Origin of the sequence: Lysobacter soli, assembly GCF_009755585.1 — a bacterium.
GTDB lineage: Bacteria > Pseudomonadota > Gammaproteobacteria > Xanthomonadales > Xanthomonadaceae > Lysobacter_J > Lysobacter_J soli.
Window position 1 is genome coordinate 2,199,330 of the sequence record NZ_CP046603.1, and the last position, 14,421, is coordinate 2,213,750.

At 67.7% G+C, this 14,421-nt stretch carries 12 protein-coding genes; 6 read left to right on the plus strand and 6 right to left on the minus strand.

Annotated features, from left to right (window positions below; all coding sequences use genetic code 11):
- Positions 1–12 precede the first annotated feature (12 nt).
- On the minus strand, positions 13–1,158 hold the full coding sequence (locus GOY17_RS09830) for a T6SS phospholipase effector Tle1-like catalytic domain-containing protein (RefSeq protein ID WP_157030267.1): 1,146 nt from the start codon (positions 1,156–1,158) through the stop codon (positions 13–15).
- Positions 1,159–1,325: 167 nt separating this feature from the next.
- On the opposite strand from GOY17_RS09830, the gene GOY17_RS09835 reads away from it, so the two are divergent.
- The gene (locus GOY17_RS09835; protein ID WP_157030268.1) at positions 1,326–2,012 is read left to right on the plus strand and encodes an N-acetylmuramoyl-L-alanine amidase; all 687 of its coding nucleotides are present in this window, start codon (positions 1,326–1,328) and stop codon (positions 2,010–2,012) included.
- A gap of 12 nt (positions 2,013–2,024) precedes the next feature.
- Here the strand turns inward: GOY17_RS09835 and GOY17_RS09840 are convergent, their stop codons facing one another.
- From GOY17_RS09840 to GOY17_RS09860, 5 genes are all read right to left on the minus strand, one after another.
- A complete protein-coding gene (locus tag GOY17_RS09840; RefSeq protein ID WP_157030269.1) occupies positions 2,025–2,714 on the minus strand; it encodes a M23 family metallopeptidase in 690 nt (229 codons plus the stop codon).
- Positions 2,715–2,739: 25 nt separating this feature from the next.
- Positions 2,740–3,723: a L,D-transpeptidase family protein gene (locus GOY17_RS09845; RefSeq protein WP_157030270.1), complete on the minus strand. Its 984-nt coding sequence runs from the start codon at positions 3,721–3,723 to the stop codon at positions 2,740–2,742.
- 124 nt (positions 3,724–3,847) lie between these two features.
- Entirely contained in the window at positions 3,848–4,477 is a 630-nt protein-coding gene (locus GOY17_RS09850; RefSeq protein ID WP_269750029.1) for a MarC family NAAT transporter, read from the minus strand.
- 326 nt (positions 4,478–4,803) lie between these two features.
- The gene (locus GOY17_RS09855; protein ID WP_157030272.1) at positions 4,804–4,944 is read right to left on the minus strand and encodes a hypothetical protein; all 141 of its coding nucleotides are present in this window, start codon (positions 4,942–4,944) and stop codon (positions 4,804–4,806) included.
- A 152-nt stretch (positions 4,945–5,096) separates the two neighbouring features.
- Complete coding sequence (locus GOY17_RS09860; protein ID WP_157030273.1) at positions 5,097–6,110, minus strand: glycoside hydrolase family 43 protein; 1,014 nt, start codon at positions 6,108–6,110, stop codon at positions 5,097–5,099.
- A 155-nt stretch (positions 6,111–6,265) separates the two neighbouring features.
- Between GOY17_RS09860 and GOY17_RS09865 the strand changes: the two genes are divergently transcribed.
- The 5 genes from GOY17_RS09865 to GOY17_RS09885 all read left to right on the plus strand — a co-directional run bounded on the left by GOY17_RS09865 (position 6,266) and on the right by GOY17_RS09885 (position 14,351).
- On the plus strand, positions 6,266–7,195 hold the full coding sequence (locus tag GOY17_RS09865) for a 2-dehydro-3-deoxygalactonokinase (RefSeq protein WP_157030274.1): 930 nt from the start codon (positions 6,266–6,268) through the stop codon (positions 7,193–7,195).
- 370 nt (positions 7,196–7,565) lie between these two features.
- Positions 7,566–8,693 (plus strand): aldose epimerase family protein, encoded by a 1,128-nt coding sequence (locus GOY17_RS09870; RefSeq protein ID WP_157030275.1) that lies wholly within the window; start codon positions 7,566–7,568, stop codon positions 8,691–8,693.
- A 103-nt stretch (positions 8,694–8,796) separates the two neighbouring features.
- Positions 8,797–9,957 (plus strand): cellulase family glycosylhydrolase, encoded by a 1,161-nt coding sequence (locus tag GOY17_RS09875; RefSeq protein WP_157030276.1) that lies wholly within the window; start codon positions 8,797–8,799, stop codon positions 9,955–9,957.
- A 63-nt stretch (positions 9,958–10,020) separates the two neighbouring features.
- The gene (locus tag GOY17_RS09880; protein ID WP_157030277.1) at positions 10,021–12,759 is read left to right on the plus strand and encodes a TonB-dependent receptor; all 2,739 of its coding nucleotides are present in this window, start codon (positions 10,021–10,023) and stop codon (positions 12,757–12,759) included.
- Complete coding sequence (locus GOY17_RS09885; protein ID WP_157030278.1) at positions 12,759–14,351, plus strand: exo-alpha-sialidase; 1,593 nt, start codon at positions 12,759–12,761, stop codon at positions 14,349–14,351. The genes GOY17_RS09880 and GOY17_RS09885 overlap by 1 nt, the downstream gene beginning before the upstream one ends.
- Positions 14,352–14,421: the final 70 nt, after the last annotated feature.

Below are 14,421 nucleotides of genomic sequence, written 5' to 3' on the forward strand. Positions count from 1 at the left end.
GCATTCCTCCTGTCAGGCGTTCTGGAGTCCGGCGAGCGTCCCGGCATTCCGCGACTTCCGTTGCGCCCAGTCGGCCAGGTTCTTCGGCACCTGGTGGTTCGCGCGGCACCAGTCGAAGACCGAGCCGTCGATCGTCTCGTTGATCGGGATGGACACGCCGCCCTTCACGGGCGTCGCGTCGCCGCCGATCGTCCGCCACGTGCGGCGGCCGAGTGTCGCGACGCGATACAGGCCGTGCATGAATTGTTCGTACGACTTCGCCGGCTGCGTGGTGGCTTCGTTGCCGCTTGGCTCGAACGTGCGCGTGAACCGCAGGCCCAGCGATTGCGCCTTCTCCTGCATCCAGATCAGCGGCGGATTGCGCAGCGCATCCTGGCCGCCGTAGCCGCCACCGATGTTCGAATGCGCGCCGATGAACCATCGCTGCTCGAAACGGTCGAGCGGCGGGGCCGGCTTCGCATCCGCACGTTCGCCGGCGGGCACGAAGCGCGTCCACAACGTCGGCTGGTACGGGCCGCGATGCTCGTCGATGGCCAGCGCGTGGAAGCAGTGGCGATACAGCACGCTCGGCCGCGTGTTGAGGAAGTAGTAGTCCTTCGGCCCGAAGATCGGCGCCGCGCTCCACGGAATGCCGAGCGATCCGACCGTGTCCCACACGCCGATCATCTCGATCTCGACACGCCGGCTTTCACGCAGCAGGCGTTCCTCGTCGGCGGTCAGCGGCCGCTTGTCGTGGCGGCGGATGTACTCCAGTTCATCGATGCGCTCGGCCTTCTTGTCCAGCCGATAGCGTTCGTAGATCGCATCGGCACGCTCCTCGTATTGTGCGTGCAGCAGCCCGCATCGTGCGATCAGGCCCGCCAGGCTGCGAGCGGTGTAGGCGCCGCGGCTGAAGCCGAACAGGAAGATGCGGTCGCCATCGCGATAGGTCTTCACGAGCCAGCGATACGCCTGCAGTACGTTCTCCGACAATCCCATGCCGAAGGCGCCGCCGCGGAACTTCTCGAAGCGCTTCACGCCGACGCCGGCGGAGTAGTAGCACTGCTGGCGATCCGGGACGTTGGAGGCGACGTCCAGGCATTCCTTCAGTTCGAAAACGCTGGTCCGATCCTTCGGGTCGTTCCAGGTTCCGTCCAGGAATATCGCGATGTTCGCCACGAGGCGGCCTTCCCTGGGTTCATGCGCGCGTGCGCACCCATTACGGCCAACGCGCGGATCGCGATGCGTCGGCCAACCGCTGGTCGGTACGGCGCTGGCCGCCGCGTGCGATCGGCCTCGTTGGTTTTCGTGAGCGCGTGCGAACGCGCATTCAAGGAGGAAGCGTCATGCCCAGTCCCTCCCAGTACAAGTTCAACCTGCCCGTCGCCGGCCGGCCCGACGATGTCGAACTGGCGGAGTTCTGGTATCCGGGCATCCGGGCGTTCTGGGAATCGGCGTCTGCGAGGCGGACGGTCGATCCCATCTTCGGCATCCGCGCCGTGGTGATCCACGCGACGGCTGGGGCGAGTTCCGACGGCGCCGCGTCGGTGATCCGCGCGGGCACGGCGTCGTTCCACTGGCTGGTGCCGGACGAGAACGAAGACGCGCACGGCGAGTTCGTGTGGGCGTGCATTCCCGAGGCGCGCGCGGCCTGGCACGTGCGCAACACGTGCAGCCATCCGTCCGTGAACGGCGGCGCCAAACGCGTGAACCACTGGTCGCTCGGCATCGAAGTGGTGAACACGCAGGTGCAGGATCCGTTCTCCGAGTGGCAGCTCGAAGCCACCGCGCAGATCGTCCGCTACTGCTGGGCGAAGTACCCCAACCTCAAGCACGTCGTCTCGCATGCGGTGCTCGATCCAGCGCGACGCAGCGATCCCGGCACCGCGTTCGACTGGGCGCAGTTCAAGGAACTCGTGCTGCAAGGTGCGTCGTCGCTGCCGGAATCGCTCACACGGATGGAATCGATACCCCGCGTCCGCGCGCCTTCGAGAAGGACGGCGGAGACGGTTCCGCATCTGTGCTACCCGTAACCAGCCTGATGCCTACTGCGGACGTGTAAAGACCGGATACGGATTGATCGCCGTTCCTTTCCACCACTGGCGCTCGGGCCCGAGCTCGAAGATCGCGAAATGCAGGTGGGGCGCGGACGGATCGGCATTGCCCGTGCTGCCGACGTAACCGATCACCTCGCCGCGGCGGATCGCCTGCTTTTCCTGCAGTCCGTCCGCGTAACGATCCAGATGCGCGTAGTAGTACGCGTAGCGCCCGCTCGGTTCGAACTGGTAGATCGTCAGACCGCCGGGAACGCTGGTGAACAGCTTCTCGACTGTGCCGTCTGCCACTGCGAGCACCGGCGTGCCGCGCGGCGCCATGATGTCCAGCGCTTCATGCACGCGGCCTTCCGAACGCGCTTCGCTGAAGGTGTCGCGCAGCTGCGCCGAAGTCACGCCCTGCACGGGGATCGTCAGCGTGCCCTCGCCTGCTGCGAAGGGCGCCGTCGCCCCCGGCGACGTTGCGCGCGTGTCAGTCGTCGCCGGCGCGATGGGCGCGGCGGCCGCGGGCTGCTGCACCGGCACGGGCGTTGGCGACGCCGCTTTCGTGATGACGGCTGCGGATGGGGTCACCGCGGCGTCGACGGGCGATGCCGCGCCGTGCTCCCGCCCGAAGTGATAGATCGCGACGTTCGCGCCCACCAGCACGATCGCGAGGAACAGCAGCGCCGCCTTGCTCATGCCCGCCTCCGTGGCGTTGGTGCATTCATTCCTGAAGCAGCGCCGGCGTGCCCGGGCTGACGGCTGCAGCCACCGCGGTCGCGTCCCAGTTCGTCAGCCGGATGCAGCCGTGCGATTCGGTCTTGCCGATTTTCCCGGGCTCCGGCGTGCCGTGGATGCCGTAATGGTCCTTGCTCAGGTCGACCCACACCACGCCGACCGGATTGTTCGGACCGGGCGCGATCTTCGCCTTCGCATGGCCGGGATCGGCGTCCCAGAACAGCTTCGGGTTGTACTGGAAGTGCGGATCGCGGGCGACGCCCTTGATCGTCCAGCGACCGATCGGAAGCGGATCGTGCTCGCTGCCGGTCGACGCAGGGAACCGCGCGTACACGCGCTGCTGGTCGTCGCGCAGCATCACGGACGCGTCCGACTTGTCGACCACCACCGACGCCGCCTTCGCCGGCGCGGCGGACTGCACGTTCGGCACCCACAGCGTCGTGCCTTCGCGTGTGAGGTCCGCACCGGGGTTGAGCGCGGCCAGCAGCGCGGGACTGGCGTGGAAACGTTCGCCCAGGCTTTCGGCGACGGAGGTGAATCCCAGCTGCGGCAACGCCGCCTTTGCCATCATGTCGTCGGGGATCGTGGCGTACGGACCCGCGACGTCCTGCGCGGTCAGGCGGTATTCGACCAGCGCGGGCGATGCATCGGCGCGGAGCGCGCGCCAGGTCGCTTCGTCCATCGTGCCGGTCGCCTCGAGGTTGCGGCTGCGCTGGAACGCGGCGATCGCACGCTCGGTGTTGCTGCCCCAGCGTGCGTCGATCTCGCCCGTGCCGAAGTACGCGCGATCGAGCAGCACCTGCGCGCGCAGTCGCGCCGCCGCGTTGGCCTCGCCTTTCAGGTCACCGGTGAATTCGGCTTCGTTCGCGCGATTCAGCGGCAAGTCGCCGGACGACGTCGGAGCCTGCGCGAAGGCGGAAATCGGAGTGGACAGTGCGAGCAGCAGTGCGGCATGCAGGATCGGTTTCATCGAACGCCCGAGGCAACGGATACGCCTGCATGCTGCTTGCACGCTTTTCGGTGTGGCGTGAACGCGGCGCTGTCTGGCTGTCGGCCACCTGAAGCGATGGTCGATCAGCCGTGCTCCGCAGCCTTCAGTTCACGAACGGGTAGTCCTGGATGATGTCCAGCACGCCGTTGATCACGAACTGCACGCCCATGCACGCCAGCAGGAAGCCCATCAACCGCGACAGCGCATCGACGCCGCTCTGGCCGAGCAGGCGGATGATCGCGCTGGCGCTGCGCAGGCAAAGCAGCAGGATCACGCTGACCAGCACGAACACCACCACCGGCGCCACCTGCATCACCCACGGCGAGAACGGGCGCTCATCGGCCATCGTCGCGGCAGTGCCGATGAGCAGCGCGATGGTGCCGGGCCCGGCGGTCGTCGGCATCGCCAGCGGAATGAAGGCGATGTCCTGCTTCTGGCGCAGTTGCAGCTCTTCGCTGCGGTGTTCGACCTCGGGCGGGTCGCGCTCGTCGGGGAACAGCATGCGGAAGCCGATGAAGCCGACGATCAGGCCGCCGGCGATGCGCAGGCCCGAGATGGTGATGCCGAACACGCCCATCACCGCCTGACCCGCGTAGAACGCGATGGTCATGATCGCGAAGACGTAGCACGAGCACAGCAGCGCCTGGCGCTTGCGCTGCTGGTCGGACATGCCGCGCGACAGGCCGAGCATCACCGCGACCGTCGATACCGGATTGGTGAGCGGCAACAGCATCGCCAAGCCGGTCCCCACCGCTCTCATCAACTCCCACATGACCATCTCCCGTGATGCGGCGTGCCGGAACGCGTGGCGGGATCGAACGTGATGTCGTGCGCGTGCTCACGCGTGCGGGTGGCAACGCGGGGTGGTGCGATGGCATTGGCGGGACAGCGCCGCCACGCTGCGGAGCGTACATCGAAGCCCGGGGCGGCGTTGCGATGGCTGCAACGGCCGCGCGGCAGGCGCACGCCAGCGTCCGCGGGTGGAACCGCGGGATCAGGCCTTCCTGGCAAGCCGCACGCGTCGGTGCGGAGCGTCCTTCCTCGTTGCGTCGCCGGGCGTCAGCCCAGCCAGCGCTTCAGTAAGGCCGCGCTTTCGCCGCCACTCACGGCGCCGAAGGCGAACGTGATGATCGTGGCGGCACCCAGCCCGCAGCCGATGCCGGCGGCGCACGTGGCCGCCTGATGGATGAACATGCTCATGGAGTTCCCCCTGTGCGCGTCCAACTCTAGTGACGGCGCCGCCGGGATGCATGGCGCAGTGCGGCAAATCATTCGCGGCCGTACCGGCTCGGTGTTCCGGCGTGCGAATACGCGACCGTTGGCGAACTTCGTGGAGCCGGCGCAGGCCGCATTCACGGTCGTGCCGGCGCCTTCAGCTCCGTCTTCTCGCCCGCCGGCCGGCCGAACACGGGGCGCCCGGCGGCATCCCACTGCACCGGCTGCATGCGCGGCGAGCGCTTCGCGGTGCACTTCATGTCCGGCCCGGAGTTGGCGTGGTAGACGATCCACGTCGTGCCGTCGGCCGCTTCGAAGAATCCGTTGTGGCCCGGCGCATAGACGCCCTGGCCGGCGTCCTTCGCCAGCACCGGACGTGGCGATTTGGTCCACGATGCGGCGTCCAGCGGATCGCTGCCCGGCGCCGCATGAAGCAGGCCGATCGCGTAGTCGTCCGACCAGCACGCGCTGCCGGAATACGTGAGGAACAGGTCGCCGTTGGGGCCTTCGAAATATTCCGGGCCTTCGAGGATCTGCCGGCCGCCCTGTCGCTCCCACGACTGGTCGGGGCGCGCGATGATCGTTTCCTTCCCCGCGAGCGTCCAGGGATTCTCCATCGCGGAAATCGACAGCACGCTGTCCGGCCCGACGTAGGGCGAGTACACGAAATAACGCTTGCGCGCGTGCACGAACGTCGTGCCGTCGATGCCGGTGTGTGCGGTCTTCACCTGGCCGCGATCGATCCACTCGCCCTTCGTCGGATCCGCGCCGGCGTTCTCTAGCACGAAGATGCCGCGATGGGCGTCGTCGTCATGGCCGCTCGCCGCGGCGGTGTAGTACAGGTACCACTTGCCGTCGATGCGGTGCAGCTCCGGCGCCCAGATGGACTGCGCGTTCGGGCCGCTCGCCGGCGGCGTCCAGACCGTGATTTCCGGAGCGTCGGCCAGGCGCGTGAGATCGCCCGTCTTCCGCATCGCGAGCCGGTCCCCGCGCGTGGCCATGTAGTAGTACGTGTCGCCGTCGCGGACGATCCACGGATCCGGGCCCGACGGCAGCAGCGGATTGCGGAAGGTGCTCGATTCCGCCGCGTTCGCGAGACCGGCGAGGGACAGCATCAGCGTGGCGGATAGCAGCGTCGTGCGAACGGACATGCGGTCTTCTCCTTGCCGAACCGGAAGCGCGATGCATGCGTGCACGGGCATTGCGCGAGGCCGACGACGTAAACATATAATCGGACAATACACAAGGCGACCGCCAATCGCCGCACATTCACGCCGCAAACGCGGCAAGCATCCGGTCACGTGACATGAGCGATCCATCGTCCGATTCCATCGTTGGCATCAACTGGGGCAGCTCGAACTTCCGCGCGCATTTGATCGCGCCCGATGGTGCGGTGGTCGATACGCTTGAAGCGGCGGCCGGCGTCGCATCGGTGCAGCGCGACGGCATGGTCGACATCGCCGGACGCGTGCGCGCCCGCTGGCCCGATGCCACGCGCGTGTACGCCGCCGGCATGATCGGTTCGAACGTCGGCTGGACCGATGCCGGCTACGTTGATTGCCCCGCCGGATTCGACCGCCTGAGCGAACGACTGGTGCCCACGCGCATCGGCGAGCTGGACCTGCACATCGTGCCCGGCCTGGCGTGCGTGCGCGAACGCGACGGCGCGCCGGACATCATGCGCGGCGAGGAAACCGAACTGCTCGGGCTGCAGGCCAGCGGTCGCCTCGGCGATGCGCCGCTGGTCGCGCTGCCGGGCACGCACACCAAGTGGGTGCGCATCGTCGACGGCGGCGTGCAGGAGTTCATGACGGCGATGTCGGGCGAGATCTACGACCGCCTGACCGCGGCGGGGCTGCTCGCCTCCATCGTCGAAGGCCCGGGAAACGACGGTGCCGCGTTCCGCGACGGTGTCCGCACGAGCGCGTCGCGCACGCTCGGCCTGGGCGCCCTCCTCTTCGGCGCGCGTGCGCGGGTGATCCGCGGAATGCTGCCGAAGGCCGACGCCAGCGCGTACCTGCGCGGGTTGCTGATCGGGTCGGAGATTGCCGATGCACTGGCGCTGTTTCCGCGCCGAGAGAACGTCGCCATCCCGCTGGTGGGCTCGCCCCCGGTGTGCGCGCTGTATGCGGCGGCGCTGGAGGAACTCGGCATCGCATCGCACGCGGTGGCCTCGGCTGACGCGATCGCGCGCGGGTTCGTGGAAATCGATGCGCGGGTTCGCGCGAGCGGTTGAATCTCCCCGTCGTTCCGGCTGAGGCGGGAATCCAGAGGCTTTTCATGCTTGCGCCACGCGCGTGCGGCGGCCGGCAGTCGCGTTCCTGACGCGGACGCGCGCACGGGCAAACATGCAACGTCCATGGATTCCCGCCTTCGCGGGAATGACGAGCGAGGGCCGGCGGCGCATTGCGTGATGGCCCGCTTCGCACCTGGCGAGGTCGGTTCCTTTGCAGGTGTTGCCGATGTCTTCCCCTCGCTTTGTGCATCGGCTGTCCAAAGCGTGTTGCGCCGCAACGTGCATATTGTCTGATTATATGTTTTTGTCTGTCCCACGCTGGTCATGGCGCACGTTGGGAGGGTCGAGAGCGATGGGGCTTGGGACGGGGATGTCGGGGTTGGTTCTGGGCGCGCTGGCGCTTGCCACCGCAGGTGCGGTGGGCGCGCAGGAACGCGCGGTCGTCGGCACGTTGCCCGACGGCACGAAGGTCGAATCGATCACCCTGCGCGATGCCAGCGGCATGACGGCGCAGCTGTGGACGCTCGGAGCCGCGCTGCACGCGCTGCAGGTCCCCGATCGCGACGGCAAGTTCGCCGACGTCGTCCTCGCTGACGCCACGCTCGACGCGACGCTCGCCAAGCCGCAGTACTTCGGCACCGTCGTCGGCCGCTTCGCCAACCGCATCGCGAAGGGCGCGTTCACGCTCGACGGCAAGTCGTACACCATCCCGACCAACGACGGCCCCAACACGCTGCACGGCGGCACGCGCGGTTTCGACAAAGTGGTGTGGGACGTCGTCGAAGCCAGGCCCGACCGCGCCACGCTGCGCTACGTGAGCCCCGACGGCGACCAGGGTTACCCCGGCAAGCTCACCGTCACCGCGAGCTACGCGCTGGAAGGCGACGGCAAGCTCGCCATCGAATATCGCGCGACCACCGACGCGCCGACGATCGTCAACCTCAGCAACCACGCGTACTGGAACCTGTCCGGCGAAGGTTCGGGCACGGCGATGGACCACGAACTCACCATCGCCGCCGACGCCTACACGCCGGTCGACGAAACGCTGATCCCGACCGGCGAGATCACGCCCGTCGCCGGCACCGTTTTCGATTTCCGCACGCCCAAGCCGATCGGTCGCGACCTGCGCACCGGTTCGGAACCGCAGCTGCTGCGCGGCCGCGGCTACGACCACAACTGGGTCGTGAGCCGCACCATCGCCAAGGCGCCGCGTGAAGTCGCGCGCGTGCACGATCCGCGTTCCGGCCGCGTGCTGACGCTGACGTCGGCGCAGCCCGGCCTGCAGTTCTATTCCGGCAACTTCCTGGACGGCACCACGGTCGGCAAGAGCGGCCGCGTGTATCGCCAGGGCGATGCCTTCGTGCTCGAACCCCAGTTGTTCCCGGACACACCGAACCAGCCGGCGTTCGGCTCGGCGCGACTGGTGCCCGGCAAGCAGTACGTGAATCGCATGGTCTACCGCTTCACCACCGATCAGGGCGCCCGCGCCACGCCGTAACCACGGCCGCCAACGCTGCCCAATGCCACCTGCGACGCGACGGCCACGGCTGTCGTGAAGGCCGGAGGCATGCCTGGATTCCTCGAAACAAGGAGATGGATTGATGTTCAAGTGGCTACCCAAACTGCTCGTCGCCGCTGCGCTGGCGGGCGCGTCCCTCGCGCAGCCGGCGCTCGCCGCGCCGGGCGAACGCTGGTCGCAGGAAGAAGCCAACGCGTGGTACGCGAAGCAGCCGTGGCTGGTGGGCAGCAACTACATCCCGGCCAACGCGATCAACCAGCTGGAGATGTGGCAGGCCGAGACCTTCGATCCCAAGCGCATCGACCTGGAACTGGGCTGGGCGCAGGACATGGGCATGAACACCATGCGCGTGTTCCTGCACGACATGGCCTGGCACCAGGATCCGAAGGGCTTCAAGCGTCGCCTCGAAACCTTCCTGCAGATTTCCGCCAAGCACGGCATCAAGCCGATGCTGGTGCTGTTCGATTCGTGCTGGGATCCGGATCCGAAGCTCGGCCCGCAGCGTCCGCCGATCCCCGGCGTGCACAACTCCGGCTGGGTGCAGGGCCCCGGCACCGCCGCGCTGGACGATCCGAAGCAGCACGCGCGTCTTGAGGCGTACGTGAAGGACATCGTCGGCAGCTACGCCAAGGACGACCGCGTGCTTGCCTGGGACGTGTGGAACGAGCCCGACAACGAAGGCGGCGGCAGCGGCTTCTACCAGCCGCGCGAGAGCAAGCACAAGTTCGACCGCGTCGCCGAACTGCTGCCGCAGGTCTTCGCCTGGGCGCGCACGCAGAAGCCGACGCAGCCGCTCACCAGCGGCCTGTGGCACAACCCCGACTGGAACAAGCTCGAAGGCCTCAACCGCGTCGAGAAGGCGCAGGTCGAGCTGTCCGACGTGATCTCCTTCCACACCTATGCCTGGCCGGAGGATTTCGCCCAGCGCGTGCAGGAGCTGCAGGTCTACGGCCGCCCGCTGCTGTGCACCGAGTACCTGGCCCGCGGCGCCGGTTCGACCATCGACGGGGTGCTGCCGGTGGCCAAGAAGCTCAACGTCGGCATGTACAACTGGGGCTTCGTGGACGGCAAGACGCAGACGCGCTTCCCGTGGGATTCGTGGGAGCGTCCGTACACGCAGAAGCCGCCGACGCTGTGGTTCCACGACCTGCTCCATGGCGATGGAAAGCCGTATCGCGCGCGCGAGATCGAGATCATCCGCGCCCTCAGCCGCGCTCCCAAGAACGAAGTTCCCGCCCTCTGAACCCTGACGCGCGGCGCGCCTTCGTGCCGGCCGCGCGCACCCAACGTCTTCGAGACCGATGCCATGAACCGACGCTTCCCACGCTCGCTGTTGTCGCTGTCGATCCTGTCCGCGCTGGTGCTGCCGCCGATGGCGCTCGCGCAGGACGCCACCCCGGCCGCTGCGCAGCAGCCGACCTCGTCGCAGGAAGCGACCGAGCTGGACACCGTGACGGTGACCGCGCTGCGCCAGAGCCTTGAAACCGCGCAGTCGCTGAAGCAGGACGCGACGATGGTGGTCGATTCGATCGTCGCCGAGGACATCGGCAAGCTGCCCGACAACAGCGTCGCCGACGCGCTGCAACGCGTCACCGGCGTGCAGATCGCGCAGGGCAACCAGGGCGAGACCACGAGCGTGGTGATCCGCGGCCTGCCCAACGTCATCACCACCCTCAACGGCCGCGAGATCTTCTCCAGCTCCGGCCGTGGTTTCGCATTCCAGAACCTGCCGGCGACCGCGGTCAGGACGCTCAGCGTGTACAAGACTTCCGAGGCCTCCCTCCCTCTCGGCGGCATTGCCGGTCTTGTCGACATCCAGCTGCGCCGTCCGTTCGATTTCGATGGCCGCGAAGTCGCCGGCACCTATACCGCCACGCACAGCAAGTACGGCGGCAGCGTCGATCCCAACGCGAGCCTGCTCTTCAGCGACCGCTGGGATACCGATGCCGGCGAGTTCGGCGCGCTGGTCAACTTCGGTTACCAGGCGAAGGACTACGCGTACGACGCGGTGTGGGGCGACTTCCCGAAGGTCGTCACCACCGGCACGGGCGAGCCGATCCGCACCAGCGACGGCAACCTCATCGCCGCGCCGAACGGTTGGGGCACCTCGTACAACGACGGCTATCGCGAGCGCGGCGCCTTCAACTACGCGCTGCAGTGGAAGCCGCGCGAAGACACCGAGATCTACCTGGAAGGCCTGTACGACTGGGTGCGCGACAGCTACTCCAACGCGTTCTATTTCACCTTCCCGGTCGGCGTCGTCTCGCCGCAGCAACTCGGCGTAAGCGGCCACTGCTATCCGAACCAGCTCGAAGGCGCGCTGCAGGGCCAGACCATCTGCGACGCCTCCAACGGCGTGTGGACCGGCGACACGTACGCCGCGACCAGCACGCAGGCGCACAAGCAGCGCGGGCAGGACATCCAGAACGCGCTCGGCCTGAAGTGGGACGGCGACCAGCTGCACCTGTCCACCGAGTTCTCGCGCACGTCGGGCTACTACCGCGACGAGAACTTCATCATCGACACCTTCCTGTCGGGCCCGATCACCACCGTGTGGGAAGGCACGTCCGGCCGCCACCAGAACTGGTACCTGCAGGGCGATCCGGCGCTGGATCCGTCGCGCTTCTACCTCAACGGCCTGTTCCAGACCTGGGGCTATTCGTACGGCGAGGAAAACAGCTGGCGCGGCGACGGCCACTTCGATTTCATCGACGGCCCGATCGCATCGCTGCAGTTCGGCCTGCGCTACGCCGACCGCAACGCCGAGGCGAAGGGCAGCGTCGAGCTCTCCACGCCGCCGCCGGGTGGCGCGGGTACCGGCAACATCACCGCCAATCCGAATCCGGACAACCAGGTCATCGCGCGCCTGCCGGGCCTGGACTTCTTCTGCAGCAAGCGCGGCAACGACGCCCTGCACCAGAAGTGGCTGACGCCCTGCTACGACACGCTGATCGACAGCGCCGACTACCTGCGCCAGCTGTACGGCCTGCAGCCGGGCCTGGCGGCGGAAAACCCGGGCCGCTTCTTCGACATCGGCGAGGAAAAGCTCGCCGGCTACCTGCAGGCGAAGTACGACACCGAGATGTTCGGCCTGCGCGTGGACGGCCTGGTCGGCGTGCGCGTGGAGCGCGTGGAGCGCGACCTCAACGCGTACTCCTTCGATGCGTCCACCGGCATCTACAGCCCGATCTCGCGCAACACGAAGGACACGAACACGCTGCCGAACGCGAGCATGAACCTGCACTTCAACGATGAATGGCAGCTTCGCCTGGTCGCCGCCAAGACGCTGAGCTATCCGGATTTCGGCGCGCTCAATCCGTCCATCTCGCTCAACCCCGGCACGATCAACCGCGCCGGCATCGCCGCCAGCGGCAATCCGGATCTGACGCCGATCGAGTCGATGAACTACGACGCGTCGCTGGAGTGGTACTTCTCGCCGGTGGGCTACACGAGCCTGGGCCTGTTCTATCGCGACATCGACGGCTACATCCAGAACTACGTCACCAACGTCGTGATCGGTGGCGAGGACTTCGAGCTGTCGTCCCCCCAGAGCGCCGGCAGCGGCCACCTGCAGGGCGTCGAGTTCGCCTGGCAGCAGACCTTCGACTTCCTGCCCGGCGCATGGAGCGGCCTGGGCGCGCAGTTCAACTACACCTACATCGACGGCTCCACGCGTTCGCCGCAGTTCATCGGCGGCCCGGAAACCTCGCGCCCGCTGCAGAACGTGTCGAAGAACAACTACAACGCGGTGCTGTTCTGGGAGAACTACGGCGTCTCGGCGCGACTGGCCTACGGCTATCGCAGCCGCTACATCGACTTCTTCACCCAGCCCACCGTGGCCGGCAACGAGGACCAGGTCGAACCGGCCAGCTCGCTGGACTTCTCGATCAGCTACGACGTGACGCCGCGCCAGACGGTCATCCTCTCGGCGACCAACCTGTTGGGCAACAACCTGCACCAGTTCTGGGGCGATGGCGACACGCGTCCGCGTGACATCCGCTTCCAGGACCAGACCATCGGCCTGGGTTACCGGTTCAAGCTGTGATGCGACGAGCGCCCTCCCCCGCGCGGCGCCTGCTGCCCGTCGCGATGTCCGTGCTGCTGTGCACGGGCGTCGTCGACGGCGCAATCGCCGACGCGCCCGATGAGGTCGTGGGCCACAAGCTCGCGCACGGCATCGGCTACGCGTCGGCGGTGAAGCTCGCGCACCAGTCGAACGGCGGCGACAACGGCCGCCTGTTGCTGGTCTACGAGCCGTCCGAAGCCGGCAACGTGCCGCTGTTCGAAAGCCGCGACGATGGCGACAGCTTCAAGCGCATCGGCTCGATCGACGAAACGGCGCATCGCGGCGACAAAAGCTGGGCACTGCGCTGGCAGCCGCACCTGAGCGAACTGGCGCGCAGCAGCGGCGATCTTCCGGCGGGGACGCTGCTGATGGCGGCCAACGCGATCCGCCGCGACGGCGGCGAGCGCATCACCGACCAGGACCTGCAGCTGTACGCCAGCGTCGACGGCGGCAGGTCGTGGACGTACCGAAGCAGCATCGTCAAAGGCGGCGGGCAGCCGTCCGACCGGCTCAACAAGGGCGTGTGGGAGCCGTACATCGTCGTGCTCGACGACGGCCGCATGGTCGTCTTCTATTCGACCGAACAGCACAAGGCGCAGGGCTTCAACCAGTTGCTGGCGCACCGGGTATCGGATGACGGCGGCCGCACCTGGGGCAAGGAGGTCTTCGACGTCGCCCTGCCCGGCGGTGTCGAGCGTCCCGGCATGGCCATCGTTGAACGCATCCCCGGCCGCGGCTACGCGATGGTCTACGAGAACATCGACAACACCGGAGCTGCGCGCAACGGCCAGGTCCACATCAAGTTCAGCCGCGATGGCCTCGACTGGGGCGACGCGGGCGATCGCGGCACGCCGATCCAGACCGCGTCCGGCGCGTATCCCTCGGCCTGCCCGACGATCCGCTGGCTACCCGGCGAGACGCCCGACGGCGTGATCGTGGTCGCCGCACAGCGGGCCGGCGGTGGCGGCGATGCGGGTGGACGCACGTTCTACTGGAACGCCGACGGCGGCCGCGGCCCGTGGTGGGAAGCCGGCGCACCGGTGCGCAAGCGCACGGGCAACATCCACGCGGGTTGGACGCAGGCGATGATTCCGCGCGCCGACGGCACGCTGCTGCACGTCACGTCGTCTTCGACAGCAAATGCGCCCGCACCCGACGAGACCAACGAGATCCTGTTCGCGTCGGCGCCGCTCGCGCTCAACCGGTATGAAGCCGAAGACGCCGTGCGTCGTGGCGGCGCGCAGATCGACAACGTCGAGGCATCGGCCTACCGCAAGGTGCGGCTGGCCAGCGGCAAGGATGCGGACCTGACCTTCGACGTCGTCGTCGGCCAGTCCGGCCCACGCACGCTGACGGTGCGCTTCGCCGACATCGGGTTCGCGGCTGCCCCGCACATGAGCGTCAACGGCGTTGCCGCGACCGGTGGCGCGACGCCGTCCACGTCCGAAGGCTGGCGCGAGGCGACGTTCAAGGCACCGCTGAAGGCGGGCCACAACCGCATCGTCCTGTCGAATCCCGAGCGCCCGCTCGACTACGACTGGCTGCGGATCGACCCGGTGGCATCGCCATGAGGCTCGAAGCGGTACGCGCAACCGAACTCATGCTATACCCCTATTGTCGGATAATAGGAGCGACGCCGGA

Bases quoted from the DNA above. Each gene is read 5' to 3' on its own strand.
- GOY17_RS09850 (WP_269750029.1), bottom strand. From the start codon at position 4,477: ATGCTGTTGCCGCTCACCAATCCGGTATCGACGGTCGCGGTGATGCTC.
- GOY17_RS09875 (WP_157030276.1), top strand. From the start codon at position 8,797: ATGTTCAAGTGGCTACCCAAACTGCTCGTCGCCGCTGCGCTGGCGGGC.
- GOY17_RS09870 (WP_157030275.1), top strand. From the start codon at position 7,566: ATGTCGGGGTTGGTTCTGGGCGCGCTGGCGCTTGCCACCGCAGGTGCG.
- GOY17_RS09860 (WP_157030273.1), bottom strand. From the start codon at position 6,110: ATGTCCGTTCGCACGACGCTGCTATCCGCCACGCTGATGCTGTCCCTC.
- GOY17_RS09885 (WP_157030278.1), top strand. From the start codon at position 12,759: ATGCGACGAGCGCCCTCCCCCGCGCGGCGCCTGCTGCCCGTCGCGATG.
- GOY17_RS09880 (WP_157030277.1), top strand. From the start codon at position 10,021: ATGAACCGACGCTTCCCACGCTCGCTGTTGTCGCTGTCGATCCTGTCC.
- GOY17_RS09855 (WP_157030272.1), bottom strand. From the start codon at position 4,944: ATGAGCATGTTCATCCATCAGGCGGCCACGTGCGCCGCCGGCATCGGC.
- GOY17_RS09835 (WP_157030268.1), top strand. From the start codon at position 1,326: ATGCCCAGTCCCTCCCAGTACAAGTTCAACCTGCCCGTCGCCGGCCGG.
- GOY17_RS09845 (WP_157030270.1), bottom strand. From the start codon at position 3,723: ATGAAACCGATCCTGCATGCCGCACTGCTGCTCGCACTGTCCACTCCG.
- GOY17_RS09865 (WP_157030274.1), top strand. From the start codon at position 6,266: ATGAGCGATCCATCGTCCGATTCCATCGTTGGCATCAACTGGGGCAGC.
- GOY17_RS09840 (WP_157030269.1), bottom strand. From the start codon at position 2,714: ATGAGCAAGGCGGCGCTGCTGTTCCTCGCGATCGTGCTGGTGGGCGCG.